The following is a 20627-nucleotide window of genomic DNA, read 5'->3' as shown; positions in this document are numbered from 1 at the left end:
CGTTCAGTCACGACTTTTACTCACTACGCAGCAGCACAGACATGCCGACACGCAGATCGGTAATCGGCTGGTTTGGACGCAATTCCACTTCAAAGGTTCGCATATCAAAATCATGGCCACTTTCGGTCGAACGCCAAGTGGCAAACTCACCCATCACACTGATATGGGACACAGTAAAATCCACATCCTGCCCGAGTGCCGGAATCGTTAATTGAATTGTTTGACCTTTTTTGAAACGTTTAAGTTGGTCTTCTCGCACTTGGAACACGGCCCAAGCATCCTGCATATCAATCAAACTAACAATCGGAAAACCACTGGGTGCCAATTCACCCGCCTGTAACAGCACGTCGCTGATCTCACCCGATTTAGGTGCGCGCATTTGGCTATCTTCCATAATGGCGCTAACTTCTTTCACTGCACCTTCAGCCTTACGGGCATTACCTGCAGCAGCCACTTTGGTTTCCGTCCGCGCACCTTCCTCGGCCATTTGGTACATGGCTAAGGCCGCTTGTTCTGTGTATTTTGCCGCTTGCCATTGAGTAAAGGCTTCATCGCGTTTTTGTCTTGCCGCCACACCTTCGTTAAATAAGTTTTCGACTCGGGTATAGGTGGTTTTAGCGAGCGTTGCCGCCGCCTGCGCCTTGAGCCATTGCTCCTTGGCTGCCATCACTTCTTGACTGCGAGCACCGTTGTTGGCTTCAAGCTGCATCGCCTTAGCGGCATCACGGCCACCTTCGGCCTGCATTAACTTTGCATCTAGCTCAGGACTGCGAATCGCGAATAATAAATCCCCTTGGGCCACACTATCACCGCGGCGCACGAGCACTTGCTCGACTCTGCCTGGCACCTTGGACGAAACATTGTACTCACGGGCTTCAATCTGGCCCTGCAACAAACTCGGCTGCGGGCTATAAGCGAGCTTAAGTCCATAGGCTAAGATAAGGCCTAATGCGACCAACGCCACAAGGGCAAGTATTCTGTTAGCGCGCATTGTTTGTCTCCTGCACTTGGGTAGGGGCTGTGGTACGACCGATAAATTCATCTAGTTGACCACTAATGGCCATTAATCTGGCATAGGCTTGCACGTAACGATAACGGGCAGCCAATTGCTGAGTTTTCACTGCGCTCAGTTTCAGTTCCGCATCGACTCTGTCGATAGAGGTTGAAAGCCCTTGATTAAAGGCGATGTCACGTAGGCGCAGGTTTTCAATAGCAAGTTCGAGCGAAGTATCGAGCGCCGTCACTTCTTCCTCGGCCTGTAATAATTGGCGATAGCTTTGATCCACCAGCAGGCTCAAGTCTTGTTTAGTTTGTGCCTTGGTATAACGAGCTTGTAAGAGTGCACTTTTCGCCGCTTCGACCTTACCGCTACGACCATCGCGACTGATCAGTGGCACATTGACCCCAACCCCAACCATCCAGTCAGGTGTGATGCTCGTCAAGAGTGTGTCTTCTTCATACAAGGTGTAGTTACCGAAGAGGAAAACCGTTGGATGGTATTTACCTTTTTCCAACGCTATTAAACCGTTTGCTTGCGTTTCTTTCGCTTCGAGCAATTTGAGCGCCGGATGTTGGCTCAGGGTAATTTGGCTGAGTTGAGCGAATGAAGGAGCCTGAGGCAATACAAATAAGGGAGAATTTGTGCTCACCTGACTTTGCTGTAGCATACGAGCCAGCGCGATCACTGCCATTTCGTGTTGCCGACGAGCACTGCCTAAATTGACTTTAGCATTGTCTAGGGCGACCTGCGCATTGAGGCGCTCAACCTTCGCAATTTGCCCTTCGCGCTCTAGTGCTAAAGCATGATCAACATGCTTAGCTAACGAGCCAACCAGATCGGTCTGAGTATTCACCAATGCCAACGTCACATCGACAGCGTAATATCTATCCACCAGCAGGGTAAATAAATCACGAGTAGCCAATTGTAATTCTTGTTGCTTCTCGGCCACCATAGCCGCGTGTATACCTTGAGCCGCAGTGATTTGTCCGCCCGTATAAATCGGCCACATTGCCTGTAAGCTGGCGCTAAAAATATCTTGTTCACTTAAGGGCAGCGGCGGAATACCCGCAATAATGCCGCCAAGCGATGGCGGGATAGAAATCACAGAATTTAATTCTTTCAGATCAAACTCTATCGGTTTATCCAAATGAATATAGTTACCGCGAATGTCTAATGAGGGCAAATTTAAGCTCTCGCCCGCCTCTTGTTCACCCTTAGCGCGGTTAACTTCCTGCGATTGCGCTTGCAACTTGTCGCTCACCTTCAGCACTTGCTGCCAAGCATCAGTAAAGCTAATCGGCTGAGCATAGCCAGCCGAAGGCAATGATAATAGGCACAGCCATACCACACGTGATAGTTTCATTAACACCTCTAGAGTAGTTACTCTAATTTCCTTTGCAAATGATAACATTCATGGTGGGTAGCGACTAGAACCCATAGACGTAAGGTTCTAGGTTTTATGCTGTTCCGCCCACTGTGAGCTTATCGAGTTTTAGGGTCGGTTGACCCACACCCACAGGCACACTTTGACCGTCTTTACCGCAAACGCCCACACCTTGATCTAAAGCCATATCGTTACCGACCATAGAAATCTGGCTCATAGCCTCAGGGCCATTACCGATTAAAGTGGCCCCCTTAATGGCTTGAGTAACTTCACCATTTTCAATCAAATAAGCTTCAGATGCTGAGAACACAAACTTACCCGAAGTAATATCGACTTGGCCACCACCAAAATTAGGGGCATAAATGCCTTTCTTCACCGATTTGATAATCTCACTGGGATCTGACTCACCGGCCGTCATATAAGTATTGGTCATACGTGGCATAGGCAAATGCGCGTAGGATTCGCGGCGACCATTACCCGTTGGCGCAACACCCATTAAGCGAGCATTGAGTTTGTCTTGGATATAACCCTTTAAAATACCGTCTTCAATCAATACCGTTCTTTGGGTTTGTACACCTTCATCGTCGATACTCAGTGAACCACGACGATTGGGCAAGGTGCCATCGTCGACCACAGTCACTAACTTAGACGCAACTTGCTGACCAACCTTGCCGCTAAAGGCACTGCTGCCCTTACGGTTAAAGTCACCTTCCAAACCATGTCCAACCGCTTCGTGGAGCAATACACCGGGCCAGCCATTACCTAACACCACAGGCATTTCACCCGCTGGTGCATCGATGGCGTTAAGGTTAACTTGCGCTTGACGCACGGCTTCGCGGGCAAAGGCGAAACACATAGGTAAACCTGTGTCATCGCTTGCCATTAAAACACCGTAGTCATGACGACCACCACCACCGGCGCCACCACGTTCACGTTTACCGTTTTCTTCCAAAATCACGCTACAGTTAAAACGCACCAGAGGACGGATATCGGCCGCCAGAGTGCCATCACTCGCAGCAACGAGGATTTCTTCGTGCACACCAGCAAGGCTAACCACCACTTGAATAATCCGGCTATCTAGACTGCGAATAAAAGCATCGGCTTCTTTCAGCAGGTTGATTTTTTTGACTTCTTCCATCGCCGCAATCGGATCTAAGCTGTCGTATAACGCCAATGCTTTTTGACGTTTAAAGGCTTGTACCTGAGTCTGCTCACCCGCACTAGCAATGCCACGGGCAGCCTGTACTGCAGCGCTTAAGGCGGCAGGAGTGATGTCGTCGGCATAGGCAAAACCCGTTTTCTCACCGCTGATGGCCCGCACGCCCACACCGCGTTCAATATGGAAACTACCGTCTTTGATGATGCCGTCTTCCAGCACCCAAGATTCGTGGCGACTACCTTGAAAATAGAGATCGGAATAATCGATTTTGTGCTGATGTATGGTGTTTAGATAGGTTTGCAGGCCATCTAACGCTAACCCATTCTTCAATAAACTTTGCTCTACTTGTGCTAAAAATGGCATCTATGCTCTCTTTGACCCCAAGGGATCTTGATATTCTGAGTGTAAATTCGGTGTACTAATTCTATGTGTTAATGCTGCGTATCGACTCAAGTGCAAATTCAGCATTTCAACTCGTCTGCTGGCTACTGGCACATTATTTCAAGCTTGGTTCAAGGAAACGATTATGCTGCATGACGGGCATTTTACTGCGAATACTGTGCAGTTCGGTTAAGTCGACCTCAGCCTGTACCCAACCCGTACCAGTTTTAAGTTCAGCCAAAATATTCCCCCAAGGACCGACTATCATGCTCTGCCCCCAAGTTTCTCGACTGCCTTCGTTATGCTGTCCCCACTGAGCTGCAGCAAGAATAACGCATTGGGTTTCAATCGCTCTTGCCTGTAACAATACCTGCCAATGGGCTTCCCCCGTCACCTTAGTGAAGGCAGAAGGGACAGTAATAATCTCGGCACCCGCAAGGCGCATCGCCCTAAACAAGTCGGGAAAGCGTAAATCATAACAGATGGTTAAGCCAATTTTGCCAAAAGGTGTATCGATAACGCTAATGTGATCACCGGGGCAGAAGGTTTCGCTCTCGCGATATTGTTTTGTACCATCGGCAACATCCACATCAAAAAGGTGCAGTTTATCGTAATGCCCTAAAGTATCACCTTTATCATCAAACAGATAACTGCGGCTATAGACGCGACCATCCTCAGCCAACGCCGGAATAGTCCCCGCGACCATAAACACCCGATACTTGGCGGCCAGTGCACTTAACGCCGATTTGAGCGGACTCTGATGAACATCGCCCGCATAGGCAAGTTGCTGACTTTCATGGCCACCAAACAGTAAGCTGCATTCGGGTAACACGACTAAATGGGGCGCATCGGCATCCCGTTTGAGTTCGTTAAGCTGCGATTCGATAAACTGCAGATTGGCGCTGACGTCGCGACTGCTCTGACATTGCAACAGGCTGATGTGCATTCTGCTCTCCCTGAATTTGCTTAATCGGTTCTACTGCTTCGCGATGCTCTGGTATGGCTGGCACTTCTGGCGTAGGTACTACTTGAGGTTGCTCCCGCTTTAAATCGGGCGCTTTAATTTGATCTGTTGCTGGCTTTAGCTCTTCTGACTTTGATTCTTCAGATCTGGCCTCTTCAGGCTTAACGTCTTGTGGCTCGAGCGCTTCTGGTTGTGTTGCTTGAAGCTGTGGCTCAGATTTAGCGTTGCTTGGTTTAACTTCAGTTGACTGAGCTTCAGTTAACTTAGTTTCAGTTGGCTTAGCTTCTGTTAATTGAGCCTCGGTCGATTTAGTTTCTACCGGCTGAGTGATATCGGCGTTATGACTCGCGGCTTCAGTCGGCACCGCTGGGCGCTCAACGCCAACCACAGGTAAAATAGATTCTGGAATTTCAATCTCTTTACTCTTACGCTCTAACTCTTCGACCACAGGCTCTGCCATAGTCCCTGTCACCCGAAAACGAATTTCTGAAATCACTTCAATCACAGGCTCAAGCACTTTTGTTAGGGCAAAGGCCCCCAGACCCAGTGTCCAAGCGCTGGTACTGAGCAATACGACAGTCGGCACACTTGAGGCCAACTGCGGCACAAAGCGGATATCGTAATTCAAACTTTCAGTGGTGAGATCCGTATAGCCACGCACCTTCATATTACCCGCGATGGCATCCATTTCAGTGTCAGTGGTTTTCACCACGCCATTATCAATCTGCAAATTGCCATTGAAAGAGTTGAAATACATGCCCTGACCGAAGACATCGGTGAAATCCAGCGACAGTTTACGCACCAGAGAATCTAAACTGAACAGGGAGAAAATCCGCGCGCCCTTGTCACTCACCTGAGATAAGTGGCCTTTGCCTAAGTTGAATTTCACCTTGCCATTTAAGGTTTCGAGGGAGAAGGCATAGGGAGCACCTTGCCAAGATAAGTCCGCATTCACCTTCAAGGGGGCTTCATTAACGCCAGGCTCTATACCCAATTGAGCAGATAGATAACTAAACTGAGTGGCATTTAACTCAACACTGAGATCAGTTTTATTCTGTCCAGCCTGTTGCTGCCAAATGCCACTGCCCTGCAAATTGACATTGGGCGTAGTTAAAGACAATGTTTGAATCTTATATCCTGCCGCTTGTGGGCTCGCCTGCAAAACGAGCTTTCCAAAGGATTTATCGAAGAAACGAAAATCTTCCACATTCACTGCAACTGGCGGCAAGTTAGTGAGCACTTGATCACTGGCAAAATCGGCATCCGTGTTCGACTTTACCTTAGGTGAAAAATAAAATTTATTCGCCACAACTTTGAGACCTTGAGTTTTCCAATTTGGATAGAAATCGATCCAACCGTCAAATTCGTTGGCAACGGTATTAAAACGCCATCCCGTCTCGTTAGGCTTAGCATTAAGCCTAAGCTCCGTCAGTTCTTGCCCTAAAAGATCGAGCCGACCGATATGAGAATCGATACTCGCCACCGCGGGAAATAAACTTTTATGTGGAATATCATCAACTAAAATGCCCGTTTTCGGTATTTTCTCTTGACCAACAAAGGCATTAATCACAGGTAACCATTCGGCTAATTTGGCCTTACCGAGATCGATTTGAATATGACCTTGTTCCGTATTTCTGGCTTCATCCTCATCAAATAAACGCCCCAATAACAAGTCAAAATAACTAAAATTTGCACCTTTATCGGCATCAAAACCACCGATAAACTCGGCATGACTGGCAAGTTTGACATCGAGCGTCGCATCATCTTGATCGCCAACAAACTCAGCGACTAAAGGTCGTGGTTCATTTTCGGGTTTAGCAAAGTATCCTGGGAGCAACAGTTGCGTCCCCAGCATATCCGAAGTCACTTTGGCTTGGATTTGATAACCTTGCTCAGTAAATAGCATAGTCATAGCACCGTCCCAACTGATTTTTCCCTGATAAAAATCGCTCAAGGGATTGTGTAATTCATCGGGGAGACGGCTGAGATCCCAACGACTTTTCAGCGAAAGATTAAGGCCAAAATCTTTACCTTTAGGCTGAGTGTCGAAAGTTAAACTGAGCGGTTGTTCGAACAAGCGCGCTTTGATGCCTTTTCCTGTCACAACTTCATTCGCAAAGTCGACTACACCAGTCACGCCATGAAGTTGAAGCCCTGGCTGAGCAATATATACAGGCGTATTATCAAAACGGATTTGACCACGAATATCTTCGGCTTCACCTTCATACAGTGGAATGCTGATGTCTAAAGTGCCAGTGACAGCACCTTGCACTTGCACGACATCTAAGGTTTTACCTACTGAGTTCGCCAAAGGTGAGGCTTGTAACACCTTAGTCGCCGCACTGCCTTGAGTAGCAAGTTCGGCTTCAATCCTTAGCAGCGTCTGTTCACCAATGGCGGGAATAAATACATGGGCACCTGTGGCATCCACATTCATCAGCTTGCCTTGGTTTAACCAAAGATCCATGCGGGTATTTTCAAACAAAGCGTTAAGGGACAGATCTGTGACCGCTGGCCAGTCGGGTTGAAACTGAAATTTGGCATCTGTTAAGGTAAATGCTGCCTGAAACACGCCGCTATTATCATCGAAGGGAAAACCACTTAACGAACCACGCCAAACAACTTGCGCATCTTGGGTCTGACCCGCTTTAAGCCCAGTATCCAAATACTCTGCCAGTGATTCACCCATCGCCTTATTGGGGAAATACTTGTCGGCATTAGCCACATTGTTGATACGAACATTGGCCGCCAGCGCCATGTGTGCAGCACCGCTAAAGTCCAAATTCAATGCCGCATCAACGCCGATATCTTCGTTTTCAAACTGCAACTGAGGCACATTTAAACTCAGATGTTCAGTATCGAATTGACCATCAATTGACGCACCATTGAATACTAATGGCGCCGAAAATTCATCACCAAAATCGAGGGTGTACACTTGTTCAGGTAGAGAGAAATACAACGTCTTATCTTGCCAGCGCAGGCTCACATCTATTGGATGAGTATTGGGAATACCCTCGACCTTCTGCCAATGCAACTGCTTCACTTCGGTACTGGCGAGCAAAGGCTGGTCGGCTTTTTGATACAGGCGGATTGGTCCAATATTCGCCTCGGGAGCTAACGCATGCCATTGACGTAATACGGCTCTATCGACTTCAGGAAATAGCGGCAGCAGCGGCAATAGACTCTGAGTATTAACTTGATTCACATAGGCAAATAATTCATCGTTTTGACGCTTTGCGGCCAGCGTTAACGCCGGCCAATGCTCACCATTGGTGACAAAATCCAGTCCTGAACTTTGCACTTCCCAACCTGTCGCCTTTGGCTGCCAAACAATATCGCCCGCTTGAATTTCAAATCTCTGCGGCTCTTGCTTTAATGTCCATTGCAGCCAGCTCGGCTCAAAATGAACCATAGCAGAACTGATGCTACGGTCGGCAAACGTAAGCCAAGCCTTAAGATTGACAACCCCTTCTAAGGGTAACTTTTGAGTAGAATCATAGGGATTAGGCTGACGTGAAGCCCATTCACCTAAGTCTAAAGAGTTAGCCGCCAAATAAATCTGCCCAGTCAAACTGTCGGGATTTGCACCATCGCCCTTGATATCTAACTGTAATCCGAGAGACTCATGCTCAGAGGCATGACTATCAAGATACAACTCTCCCGCACCGCGGTGACGTTCACCCTGATTGCGCCAGTTCAAATGGCGGATATGGATCGGGCGAAACTCTTGGTGCATGCTCAGCAATTGCACTGTGGCATTGGTTAAGGAGAATCTATCGAGTTGTTTGAGCAACAGGGCATAGAGCCAATCGAGTTGCGGGGCTTTATTGATTGTGGCGGGATCGTTTTCAGTAAGTTTATCCATGTCTAAAGCAACATGGACACCCTCAAAATTGACATCTTCGATTCGTGGGGTGAGCGTGAGCAGCGATTGCCAAAAATCTAACTTCACTTGTACGTTCTTGATCATCAAGGTCACAGGCAGTTGTTCCTGTGGCGGGATCACTAAGTCATCGATGTTAATTGCAGGGCCAAATGCCTGCCAATGGGCGGATAACTCCCCCACTTGCACATCGACTTTATATTCGCTTTTTACGTAATTAACCAGTTGCTGGCGAACTTCATCAACCTGCGGCAATAAGCCACGGATCAAACTGACGGCAAGCGCAAACAAGACCAAAATAAGCGCCAGAAATTGCCAACAAAAACGGCTAAATTTTTTTGCAGTAAAAAGCGTAGCCACTACATCATCACCACATCGTATTTGTGCTGTGAGTACATAGGCTCATTTTGCAAACGGATGCGCTTACCTATGTAAACCTCAAGTTCAGCAATAAGATGATTATCATCGGTATGCAGACTTTGATACACGGCAGGCGAACAATACAACAGGAACTCATCAGCATCGTAGGCACGGTTTAAACGGATTATTTCGCGAAAGACCTCATAGGAAACCGTCTCGACTGTCTTCATGCTCCCCGTGCCATGGCAGGCCGGACATTCGCCGCAGACGACATGCTCTAAACTTTCGCGGGTACGCTTACGGGTCATTTCGACTAGACCTAACCCCGAAAAACCACTCACATTGGTTTTCACCCTATCCTTAGATAAAGCGCTGGTTAAGCTGCTAAGAACACGAGCCTTATGATCCGCCGTCATCATGTCGATAAAATCGATAATAATGATGCCGCCGAGATTACGCAGACGTAACTGCCTCGCTATCGCTTGGGTCGCTTCGAGGTTGGTATTAAAAATGGTTTCTTCAAGATTCCTGTGCCCCACAAAGGCGCCGGTATTGATATCCACAGTCGTCATGGCTTCGGTTTGATCTATGATCAAATAGCCACCAGACTTGAGCTCGACTTTACGGCCGAGTGCACGTTGAATTTCATTCTCCACATCGTAGAGATCAAAAATAGGCGCAGGTCCTGAATAGTGCTCAATCTTATCGGCAATCTCTGGCATAAACTCCTGCGCAAAAGACTGCAACTCAGCAAAAGTGCGGCGAGAATCCACTTGAATACGGTCCAGCTCAGTACCGACAAAATCACGCACAATGCGCACAGGTAAGGCTAAATCTTGATACAGGAGCGACACACCACTGCGTTTACGTCGCTCACTCACCTTTGACCAAACTCGGCGTAAAAATGCCGCATCTTGGGATAACTCATCTTCCCCTACGCCTTCGGCGGCGGTGCGGATAATAAAACCACCGTCATCATCAACATAGGGCAAAGTAATTTGTTTGAGGCGACTGCGTTCTTCTTCTAGTTCAATACGCTGGGAAACACCAACATGGCTAGAACCTGGCATAAAGACTAAATAACGGGAAGGCAGCGTGATATCGGTCGTTAGGCGTGCGCCCTTAGTGCCCAGCGGATCTTTAACCACTTGCACCATAATGTCTTGCCCTTGACGGACTAACTCGGCGATATCACGAACAACGAAATGACCTTTCTCAACATCGGCGACACACTCAGTGTGTGGCACTATGTCGGACGCATGTAAAAAAGCCGCTTTATCTAAGCCAATATCGACAAAGGCGGCTTGCATACCGGGTAACACACGGCTGATTTTACCTTTGTAAATATTACCCACTAAACCCCGTTTCATACGGCGTTCAATATGGACTTCTTGCAGCACACCATGCTCAACTAAAGCAACGCGCGCCTCAGATGGAGTTACGTTGATCAGTAATTCTGAACCCATCTTGCGCTGTATTTTATTTGGATTTAAGCGACTGGTATTCACGACTCACCCCATTCGGGAAACTAGATTAATTAATCGAAGTTACAAACTCTCTAAGCATGAAAACCGAATAAAGGAACAAGGTCAACGTCATTGGAGTACTCGATTCAGAGCCCTAAACGCCAATAAGGTTCATTCTAACCTCAAGCCAAAATCGCAATATAAGCAACCAGCAGCAGTTAAATAAAGCCAACTTCGGCTAACAACTCACGCGTTTCAACCAGAGGTAAACCTACAACGCCAGAATAACTGCCTTCAATTGCAGCCACAAAGCAACCGCCGAGCCCTTGAATGCCATAACTGCCCGCCTTATCCATGGGCTCTTTTGAAGCCACATAAGCCTCAATGTCAGCTGTCGATAAAGCGCAAAAACGCACTTGTGTTTCAACTAAGCGCACTGAGGTTTTTAAGGTTGAGTCAGACTCGCCTGCTTTGTAGGTCAGTGCCACAGCCGTCATCACAGTATGCGTTCGGCCAGACAGTTCACTGAGCGTTTGCTTAGCATCGGCCACATCCAGCGGTTTACCTAATATTTGATTTTCAAGCACTACGATAGTATCAGAACCTAATACAGCAGGCTGTGACATATCTGCGCATAATGCCAGTCCAGCTTGGGCTTTTTCAGCGGCTAAACGTCGTACATAATCCCTTGGCGCTTCGCCCTGTTGCACAGTTTCATCAATATCAGGTGCCACTTGCGTGAAACTAAACTCAGGACGACCGAATCCAATCTGTGCCAATAATTCTTTGCGACGTGGCGAAGTTGAAGCTAAAACTAAATCCACAGTTAACGAACCTTATAATGACGTCGAACCCGACGTAAAATCCAAAATATCCAAGGCCAGATCACTAATCCTGAAATCGCAGGTAAAAATAGATCTGTTTTGAAAACAGCCTCTTGCATCACAAATTCCACCCAATAAATCACTAAGTGATAAATACAAATCAGTAGCATGATCACTAACGACTGCTGCCATTGAGGGAAGTTTCGCAAACGCTGGCAATGCAAGATAGCAATATAAATAACCAAAGACATGGCTAAAGAGCGCACACCTAAGGTGGCTCCCAATAAAATATCTAATACTAGGCCTAAAACCCATGCGGTTAAGATATTGTATCTGTGGGGTAATGCGATAGACCAATAGAGAACAATCATTAATAGCCAGTCTGGACGCCAAGCATCAACAGCACTTGGCAAAGGCATGATCTGGCTGATCACGCCGATAAATAATGTCACCCAAACAATAAAGCGCCCATTGGCGGCCTGAAAACTCATTAATGCACCTCAGCCACAGGAGGAGTGGTTTCCGTTGACGGTTTGGTCGCAGGCGCGGTCACAGGTTTAGAAGCTTCTGCTGGCGTGACACTTCCGCCAGCAGGAACAGCGCTATCTGCTTTTGATACATTATCGCTCGATGAATGATCCGCAGCAGGCACGGTAGGCTGACTCGGTAAAGTCACACCAGAATCGGGAGATGGCCAAATCAACAATAAATAACGAATACGATCTAACGCCGCTAAAGGCTGGGCGGTGACTCGAGCGTAACTTTGACCATCCTCAGTCAACACTTCCATTACCCGCGCGACCGGATAACCTTCCGGGAAACGATTCCCTAAACCTGAGGTGACCAGCAAATCGCCGACACGAATGTCAGTACTCTTGGCCACATGGCGCAGTTCTATTTCATCTAGCTCACCCGTACCATTGGCAACAAGGCGCACATCATTACGGGTGATACGCACAGGTAATCCGTGTGATACATCTGAGAGCAATAACACCCTGCTGGTCATTTCACTGACTTGTACCACTTGGCCAACAACCCCTTGGGCGTCGACCACAGGCTGCCCAACAAATACACCACTGCGTGAACCATGGTTTAACACCGCATAGTGATGGAAAGGATCGCTAGCAACCTCCAATACTTCAGCCACCATTTTGCGCGAATCAAGGTAGGCTGGTGAGCCCAACAGTGCGCGTAAACGTTCATTTTCTTGGCGTAAGTGTTCGAAACGCTGTAAGCGTTCACTCATCAGCAATTGCTGCCTGAGCAGCTCTTTATTCTGCAACGCTAACATATTGCGGGTGGCAAAACTTTCAGACGACCAGTCAAGCGCAACACCGGGCACGCTCGCTAAATACTGCAATGGACTAAAAAAAGAGGATAACGATTGCCGTACAGGATCGAGGCGATGATTAGCCACGAGCAAAGCCACCGACAAAATAATTGCCAGTGTCAGACGGAATTGGTTTGAAATACCACGAACAAAAATTGGCTTCATAGGAAAGCTAAGGCGGTGATTAACCGCCCCATACCGAAGTTAAATTAGGTTTCTTCGGAGAACAGATCGCCGCCGTGCATATCAATCATTTCGAGGGCTTTACCACCGCCACGTGCTACGCAGGTCAATGGATCGTCCGCCACCATTACAGGAATTCCGGTTTCTTGCATTAATAAACGGTCTAAATCACGCAATAAAGCGCCGCCGCCAGTTAACACCATACCGCGCTCAGAAATATCTGAAGCTAATTCTGGTGGAGATTGTTCTAACGCCACCATCACAGCACTTACGATGCCAGATAATGGCTCTTGTAAGGCTTCTAAAATTTCATTGCTGTTCAGTGTAAAGCTACGAGGTACACCTTCTGCCAAATTACGGCCGCGGACTTCGATCTCTAGCACTTCATCGCCAGGATAAGCAGTGCCGATAGTGTGCTTGATACGCTCAGCCGTAGCTTCACCAATCAAACTCCCGTAATTACGGCGGACATAGTTGATGATCGCATCATCAAACTTATCACCGCCGATACGTACCGAAGACGAATACACTACACCATTAAGTGAAATAATCGCGACTTCAGTGGTACCACCACCGATATCCACCACCATAGAGCCGGTCGCTTCAGATACGGGTAAACCCGCACCAATCGCAGCTGCCATTGGCTCTTCAATTAAATACACTTCGCGAGCACCAGCGCCCATGGCTGATTCACGAATAGCACGGCGTTCTACTTGAGTGGCACCAACGGGCACACACACAAGCACGCGTGGACTTGGACGAAAAAAGCTATTGTTGTGCACTTGTTTAATAAAGTGCTGCAACATTTTCTCCGTCACATAAAAATCTGCAATAACACCGTCCTTCATTGGGCGGATAGCTTGGATATTGCCAGGCGTTCTGCCTAGCATTTGTTTAGCTTCTGTGCCGACCGCGGCAACAGATTTCTGACCGGAGCCACTACGCTCACCACGTATAGCAACAACAGAAGGCTCATTGAGGACTATGCCTTCGCCACGAACATAAATTAATGTGTTAGCTGTACCCAAATCGATCGATAGATCATTAGAAAAAATGCCGCGTAGCTTCTTAAACATGTAACTAGCCTGTATTCTGTGGAGTCAGAAGAAAAGAAAAATCAGCTAACTTTATCAATGCCACCCTGATTCCACAAGACCGATGAGGTTAACAATCGCTAATGAGGTGATTTTTTTTCAAATCGCCACGTAAAAAACAGTATTTAAGCGGAAAATACTGTTTATTGACGATAATATCAGCAACAAAAAACGAGTGAACACACAATTCAGCAACAAATATCAAACTAAGGCATTGCATTTAGAATCTGTTATAAGCGTTTTCGTCGACTTCCAATAAGTGAAATGGCAGCCCATTTCAAGGGAAAGCCTGAGTTCAATTTAATGAGAGAAATAACTCAGATTAGTTTACCTCACGCCAATAGATTATTTTGTCATGCCCTCGATAACGACCAAAATACGCACTTGCCCGCGGTTCAGTGACCGCTGTTGGCGATACGCCATTCCAATTCCAGTACCATTCTAGCCATGTCGGCACATCCAAGGGCGCCGTCACTTGGCCGCGGTATGGCAACCCACTTGTTGTAACGGCTTGCCAGAGTAACTCAAATTGGCCAGCTTGGAATGTTGCAGTCCCGCCAGAACGCACAACACTTTGTCCCGCCACTAAGTCGGGATCAAAATTGTAACCAAGAGCGGAATGATCAACCTGCGAACCCAAAGCATACACTGCCGTTGTGCAGTTATCGGCAGTATTTAAGGCCCAGCTGCCATTCCAAAATTCGGCCCGTGTCGGCATACGCAGTATTTCCGTCTCAGGACCATAGGTGTTATCCATCACTACACGGCCATGACGAAGGGTTTGAGTGCTGATTTTCTTAGCATTACAGTTAGTGCAAGTACCTGTTGATGCCGCATCCATGTCTGGTGAGGCCACATAGCTGTAAAGCCCATTCGGCCGAGGATCGTTATCCATCAATTGCACGCCAATATCGAGCAGCTCAAAGGGGCCATCCTGATACAGATTCGTCGCCACATTTGGGGTCACCCGACTAAAGTTAGCTTGGTAAGAAGCATCGACCGTCGCCACACCTTGATTCCAACTATCAGCCTTTATAGGTAAGGCACTTAAGCGACTCTGTAAATCAACACCATTATTGTTGTTTTCTCCCACCAGTTTTGCCGTGGCAAGGGAAAATGGCGGGAAATAGTTTTTCGTTATATCCCCCGCGATATTTAAAGCACTGAGCTCCATCGACATAGGGAACAGCTGATCCATATAGCTAAAGCCGCCACAGGCAGGTATGACCGATACGTTACTGATTAAAAATCTATCGGGCACAAAACGGCCAATATTAGCTGAATATCCAATTGGAATATTTAAGCTGCTTGCCGTCCCTAAATAATTTGGGCTAGCCTGCGCTGCAATTTGGAATACTCCAACTTCGCTGATGGTCTGATTGCTGATGGTATTGAGATTATTGGCCTGCGCCGAGTGGCTGTAGGATGCCACGCCTAACGCCCCATCAAGTCCGCCGTTGGCAATGCTTGGCGCAACGACTTTACTGGCAAGCTTCATCTGCGCATCACTAAAGTTAGGCGTGGGTAAGTTGCCCGAACAAAAGTCCGGATCGCCATCTTTTTCCCATGCCATCGCTTGTACTGTCATGCCAAAGGTTTGACCCGCTTTACGATAAACATTACACGTCATATTCGCGTTTGAGCAGCTAGCATTGGCATCTACAGACTTAACACACAATCCCGCTGGTACGCTGACAAATTGGTCTGAACCTGCCATGACTAAGCCCTGTTCATCACCTGTCCCTGTATATTTTGCATCTAGTTGTAATTTACCTGCATCAGGGTAATTGACTGAAATGCTTGCTTGTCCGTTGGTATCAAACAGCAGGTTCACCGCCGTAGGCGAGGCACTCGAGGTGCCAATTACCATATTGTTGATGGTGACGGCTTTAGGCGAGATAGGCGCGCTTGGCGTTTGGTAACTGCTCCAGAAATTCAGCGTTTTGGTCTGGCTTTGGAAGCTTGGGACACACTGCTTCGTCACATCGGATTTTTTCACCGCTTTGACTAACACTTGCTCGGGGCGATTCGCACGCTTATCGGGTACATCGAATACAAAACCACTGTCGGCAAAGGTGAGTGAACAATTGTTTTCACTCAAACCACCATTACCAATACGGCAAAGGGTTTTGCTTAATGGTTTAGTGGTGGGATTAGAGCCCTTCACGCCTAAAGTCACTACACCAGGAGTATTTCGCCTCAGTTGCAGTTGCGCCGTGCCACCGCTAAAGCTCACTTGATTACCGCCAACCCATACGCCATCTGCCGCAGAATCAGGTAATAAGGTTGCGCTAAGAGGTGCAGTAAAGAGTTGACTACAATTGGCATTGGCACAGGCTCTAATCGTTACCGTCTCAGCATTACAGGTCAGACCTTGACCCGTATGATCAAACTCAAAATGATCGATCTGAGCACCAATAGGATTTGATTTTAAAGCACAAATTTGCACGTTATCGATTTCGTGGTTGTTATTTGAGCCCCCCGTTGAGCCCGTTAAAGACAATAAAAAATCACTTGGAATGGCCGCCTGACCATTTTGTGCTGCGGCGTTAAATGCGGGAACTAAAGTCACAAAACCCGAACCTGTATTACGCTCAATTTTCACAATAGATTGATTCGCGGCTTGCGAATCAATTGTGATTTTATACCTGTGCGCAGGCGACACATTATTGCCGTCTACCGCAGGCGATAAGCAACTACCGTTCGTATTAGTAGTGCCATTACTACAAGCGCCGCGTAAATAATTATATCCTGACGTGCCGACACCCGAACCGCGAACCGCAACGGACTGGCGTCGCTGGCCGACATTAGAACTACCGCCTTCACCGGAGAAGTTACCGAACTCATCAATACCAAACCCAAGCCAACCACCCGCGAACCCATTAATACCAGGTTTATAACCGTAACCCAATGGACCGCCAAAGGCGCCAGGCTGCGGCGTTATAGAAGCATCCGATAACACTACCGCAATGCCGTCGGCACCATTGCCACCATAGGCATAGTGATCAAACTGGATCTCCACTAAGTTAGCTTTTCCAGGAAAGAGTCTTTGATAGGTAGATGCCGTAGATTGGTCAGATTTAGCTTCGGTTAAGCGTAATCGACCGCCTTGGATAGAAGGGGTAAATCCTCCACTACTTTTAGAAACAACCCAGTCATTACTCAAAGTGCTTTGGGAGAAATTATCGTTAAAGCATTGTAAAACAGGTGCAGGATTACAATTTGGAACAACATCAATCTTTGCTGCATTATCGTCAAATTTAATACTACTATTGCCACCTAAACTAATATTTCTAGCAGTAATAGCTCCTTCCAAAGATGAACTCCCCTCTAGCACCGCATTCCCTTCAGCAACAACATAGGATTTAAGATATGCCCCTCCATTGAGAGTGAAATTTGAGTAGCTATAAATGAGAAATTTTTCTGGTTGCCCAACTGTGTTTAAGTTGTAATGCCTATAGTTATTTTTAATAAAAAATGACACGGTACCAGTTGATGGGAATACCAGAGTTACACCGTCATTAATAGATAAATTCTCAATCCAATATTGTCCAGCAGCCAGCTCAATACGGCCCGAAGTAGCAGTAAGCGACTTCATCTTATACACGCCATTATTGCTAACGAACCGAATTGTTTTATCTGAACCTCCATCAAGAACAATATTATTATACTCACCTTCAGTTACATTAATTCGCGTATTATCCCACGTGGGGGGCCCAACATTGTCAGGGCTTGAAGAAGTGCACTGAGAAAAATCAACACGATTAGAAGGTAAAGTTGCAATATAGTCTCCAGAACGACACCAACGATAAGAGTTGTTAGATGTTACACACAAATTGTCAAAGCTGTTTCCTCCTTGAAAATAGTTATAAGTTGGCAAGTCACTATACCAACGACCTGCATTATTAGGGGCATTGTATAAATAAGAACTGTTGAAGGTAATTGAACCGTTTCTATCGTAATTGTTTACACCTTCTATAAAGGTTTTAGTCCAATCTGCTTTTGCCAAATGGGATGTAAATGCCGTGATTAGGAGTAAAAGGATTAATGGGAATTTGGCCATTATTTTGTTAAATACCATTTTTGATAACTTAGTTCCCACGGGCTTCTACCTCAACTTGTCGGCTAACACGGGTCTCGCCGCTTTCACATACCGCTTTACTGTTGATTCGATATTGGGTGGTGGTACCTACCGCATAGGCTTTGCACGTCAAGGTCACAGTGCAGGCATGGAAACCTGTTACATTAGGAGGATTCCAAGTGCTCGTTGCAGGGCAAATGCCAACTGAACCATTTAATGGGAATAATGTTGCCAATGCGGCATCGGCGCCACTGTTCGCAGCGGCGAAGGCTCGCGTGCCCCACACTTCTTGGGTTAATCCAGTATCCCCGTCTTCCACTATATTGATCAGAGCTGACGCCAGTAGAAACATCACAGTGATCACAAATACGCCAATAATCAATGCACTGCCGTGTTGACGCGCAGGCAGAGCGTGAGAGGACGATCTTGATAGTGATGATCTGGATGCTGAGTTACGCCCTACCGAGCGACAATGTGAATTAAGGGACATTGATCACCTGCACTTGATGTCGATATTGGAACGTCTCACCATTTACATTAAACCGCAGTTGTAAATGCACCATAGCATTATTCACTAGGCTAGATGGCGTTAAAATCAGCGGTAAATCAGCACCATTATTTAAAACATTTGCCACACTTTGCGCCATTAGCACGCCCGTGCCCATAGTGGCAGGCATAGCGGCAGGATTTGGCTGAACGGCATTAAAGTTATAACCAGCATAACGCAATAATTGTAATTCATTGCCGCTTGGCCCCTTTTCAAAGCAATAGCTCACTGGACTCGAACCAAAATAGATCCTTTGCCGTGGTGATGCTTCTGCAAAACGTGTTGGCGCAGTAAAAGTCAGCGTCACTTGATGCTCCAAAGGGGAAGGCGCAGTAGCAATCGTTTTAACCTGCGCTCGCTTTTGTCTCGCGCTGCTATACACATCGGCATCAATCAAGGGATAGATCCAAGCGAATTGATTCACACGAATAGCACTCACCGTATTATCTAGAATAACTATCCCAGTGCTCGCGGCAGCAGCAGGCACAATTGGCATGGTTAGATAAGTCGTGCTGGCTTCGATAGGCACAAATTCAATACATTGATAGGTTAGCGAATCGGTATTAACTCGCAGGCTATTAGGCAAGGCACTACGCAACTCACGGGTCACTCGCTCAACAGCAAAACGGCTCTGACTTAGCACTTGATCGACTGAACTCGACTCAACAAAAATCCGCGTACCAAAAATAATAAAACTACTTACCCCGACCACGAGAATCCCCAGAATCAAGATAACAGTGACCATCTCGACCAAGGTAAAACCTAGTGTGGATTTTTTATTAACCGTAGATAAAGGTGAGGCCATCAGTAATTACTCCTCACCATATTGTAAGTAATCACTTCGTTGTCGGGCGTAGTCACATTAATCGTCACTAGCTTAGTATTGGACACTGCGCCATAGGCAACTGTGACGCTTAAGCGATAGTTAGGATAAGCATTTGCATAGGTTTGGGTCGAATTGAGCATAGTCGCGGTTTCATTTAAGCCGTTGTAATCATCCACATCGTTAAAGTTGTTTCGACTCTCACCGAACTCAGGGCCTAATGACGTTGAGCAATTACTCCCTAGCTGACTACCACAGGCTGGCGTGCCACCATTGGCATTGGTGTTTTGATCGTAACGTTTACCCCAGATTTCATTCATCACCGAATGTGCAAGCTCAGCACTGCGTACTCTATGTAAGGTACTGGCCGCACGATCAGCTTGGGGGAATAACATGCTGGTTAGCATCACTATTGCAATGCCAATCACTAACATACCAATGACTAATTCGATAAGGGTAAAACCCAACAGGCGGGCTTGAATATGGCCTTTAGAGAGAGCATTACTTCGCATAAATATAGCCCTCGGAGGATATATTAATCATCACAGTGTCATTTGCGGTCACGCGAATACAATCACCATTACAGCTTGGAAAAAGTCGGCCATTGATATCGAAATCAAGGGTAAAGTTGCTGCTGTTAGTGCTCACTAGCACTAATTGAGCACCACCTTGAAAAGCTTGGGTATAAAGCGGGTTTGGCGATAATGCAGTACCTGAACAAACCGCCCCATTTCGGGTAGAGAATTGACTCACTTGATAGCCAGTGCCAGAAACGGTTACACGAAAACACCTGTCGGTATTATTGAGCGCTTTTTGCTGTACTTGACGCAGCTCGCTAATGAACTCATTACGTAAACTATAGGCACTGTAGGAAGACTGAGTAAACAGGCGTGGCAGTACAACCACAGCAAGAATTGAAATCAAGATGATGGTCGTTACTAATTCTACTAAAGTAAATCCGGCCTGTTTTGACATAGAGAATTTAAGCATCACTCGCGTTAATTGCTGATTTCATGTACTAGGTTCAGTTTCTGCCAACGATATGATTAACGCAAATAAATGTCGGAAAACTCTTGGCGGACTCATTTATTTAAAATCATGTAAGAACCGCATTTTATCTAAAAAAAAGGCCTGCTAGGCAGGCCTTT

General features: G+C 46.8%; 15 protein-coding genes. All 15 read right to left on the bottom strand.

Features of this window, described 5'->3' with window-relative positions; all coding sequences use genetic code 11:
- Positions 1 to 16: 16 nt before the first annotated feature.
- A complete protein-coding gene (locus tag L5L94_RS17845; protein WP_107402716.1) occupies positions 17 to 991 on the bottom strand; it encodes an HlyD family secretion protein in 975 nt (324 codons plus the stop codon).
- On the bottom strand, positions 981 to 2363 hold the full coding sequence (locus tag L5L94_RS17840; RefSeq protein WP_263164338.1) for a TolC family protein: 1383 nt from the start codon (positions 2361 to 2363) through the stop codon (positions 981 to 983). Before L5L94_RS17840 ends, L5L94_RS17845 begins: the two co-directional genes overlap by 11 nt.
- Before the next feature lie 94 nt (positions 2364 to 2457).
- The gene (gene tldD / locus L5L94_RS17835; RefSeq protein ID WP_113940074.1) at positions 2458 to 3906 is read right to left on the bottom strand and encodes a metalloprotease TldD; all 1449 of its coding nucleotides are present in this window, start codon (positions 3904 to 3906) and stop codon (positions 2458 to 2460) included.
- 133 nt (positions 3907 to 4039) lie between these two features.
- The gene (locus tag L5L94_RS17830; protein ID WP_168825669.1) at positions 4040 to 4870 is read right to left on the bottom strand and encodes a carbon-nitrogen hydrolase family protein; all 831 of its coding nucleotides are present in this window, start codon (positions 4868 to 4870) and stop codon (positions 4040 to 4042) included.
- On the bottom strand, positions 4794 to 9131 hold the full coding sequence (locus tag L5L94_RS17825) for a YhdP family protein (RefSeq protein WP_263164336.1): 4338 nt from the start codon (positions 9129 to 9131) through the stop codon (positions 4794 to 4796). Before L5L94_RS17825 ends, L5L94_RS17830 begins: the two co-directional genes overlap by 77 nt.
- On the bottom strand, positions 9131 to 10597 hold the full coding sequence (gene rng / locus L5L94_RS17820) for a ribonuclease G (RefSeq protein WP_168825804.1): 1467 nt from the start codon (positions 10595 to 10597) through the stop codon (positions 9131 to 9133). The genes L5L94_RS17825 and rng overlap by 1 nt, the downstream gene beginning before the upstream one ends.
- Positions 10598 to 10815: 218 nt before the next feature.
- Positions 10816 to 11421 (bottom strand): Maf family protein, encoded by a 606-nt coding sequence (locus L5L94_RS17815; protein ID WP_198573065.1) that lies wholly within the window; start codon positions 11419 to 11421, stop codon positions 10816 to 10818.
- Between the two features lie 2 nt (positions 11422 to 11423).
- Positions 11424 to 11912, bottom strand: a complete 489-nt coding sequence (gene mreD / locus L5L94_RS17810; protein ID WP_105251286.1) for a rod shape-determining protein MreD — start codon at positions 11910 to 11912, stop codon at positions 11424 to 11426.
- Positions 11912 to 12916, bottom strand: a complete 1005-nt coding sequence (gene mreC / locus L5L94_RS17805; RefSeq protein WP_263148058.1) for a rod shape-determining protein MreC — start codon at positions 12914 to 12916, stop codon at positions 11912 to 11914. Before mreC ends, mreD begins: the two co-directional genes overlap by 1 nt.
- 44 nt (positions 12917 to 12960) lie before the next feature.
- Positions 12961 to 14010, bottom strand: a complete 1050-nt coding sequence (locus L5L94_RS17800) for a rod shape-determining protein (RefSeq protein WP_105251284.1) — start codon at positions 14008 to 14010, stop codon at positions 12961 to 12963.
- 340 nt (positions 14011 to 14350) lie between these two features.
- Positions 14351 to 18091 carry a DUF6701 domain-containing protein gene (locus tag L5L94_RS17795; protein ID WP_263164347.1) on the bottom strand — a complete coding sequence of 1247 codons (3741 nt, stop codon included), beginning with the start codon at positions 18089 to 18091 and terminating at the stop codon, positions 14351 to 14353.
- A 28-nt stretch (positions 18092 to 18119) separates the two neighbouring features.
- Positions 18120 to 18599, bottom strand: a complete 480-nt coding sequence (locus L5L94_RS17790; RefSeq protein WP_173247166.1) for an MSHA biogenesis protein MshP — start codon at positions 18597 to 18599, stop codon at positions 18120 to 18122.
- Entirely contained in the window at positions 18589 to 19461 is an 873-nt protein-coding gene (locus L5L94_RS17785; RefSeq protein WP_173247169.1) for a PilW family protein, read from the bottom strand. The genes L5L94_RS17790 and L5L94_RS17785 overlap by 11 nt, the downstream gene beginning before the upstream one ends.
- Positions 19461 to 19991: a type II secretion system protein gene (locus L5L94_RS17780; protein ID WP_263164333.1), complete on the bottom strand. Its 531-nt coding sequence runs from the start codon at positions 19989 to 19991 to the stop codon at positions 19461 to 19463. The genes L5L94_RS17785 and L5L94_RS17780 overlap by 1 nt, the downstream gene beginning before the upstream one ends.
- Positions 19981 to 20469: a type II secretion system protein gene (locus L5L94_RS17775; protein WP_219250723.1), complete on the bottom strand. Its 489-nt coding sequence runs from the start codon at positions 20467 to 20469 to the stop codon at positions 19981 to 19983. Before L5L94_RS17775 ends, L5L94_RS17780 begins: the two co-directional genes overlap by 11 nt.
- Positions 20470 to 20627: the final 158 nt, after the last annotated feature.

Origin of the sequence: Shewanella sp. SM21 (assembly GCF_025654335.1) — a bacterium.
GTDB classification, from domain to species: Bacteria; Pseudomonadota; Gammaproteobacteria; order Enterobacterales; family Shewanellaceae; genus Shewanella; species Shewanella oncorhynchi.
Note: the sequence above shows the minus strand (reverse complement) of the source record. Positions and strands in the feature narration are given on the sequence as shown.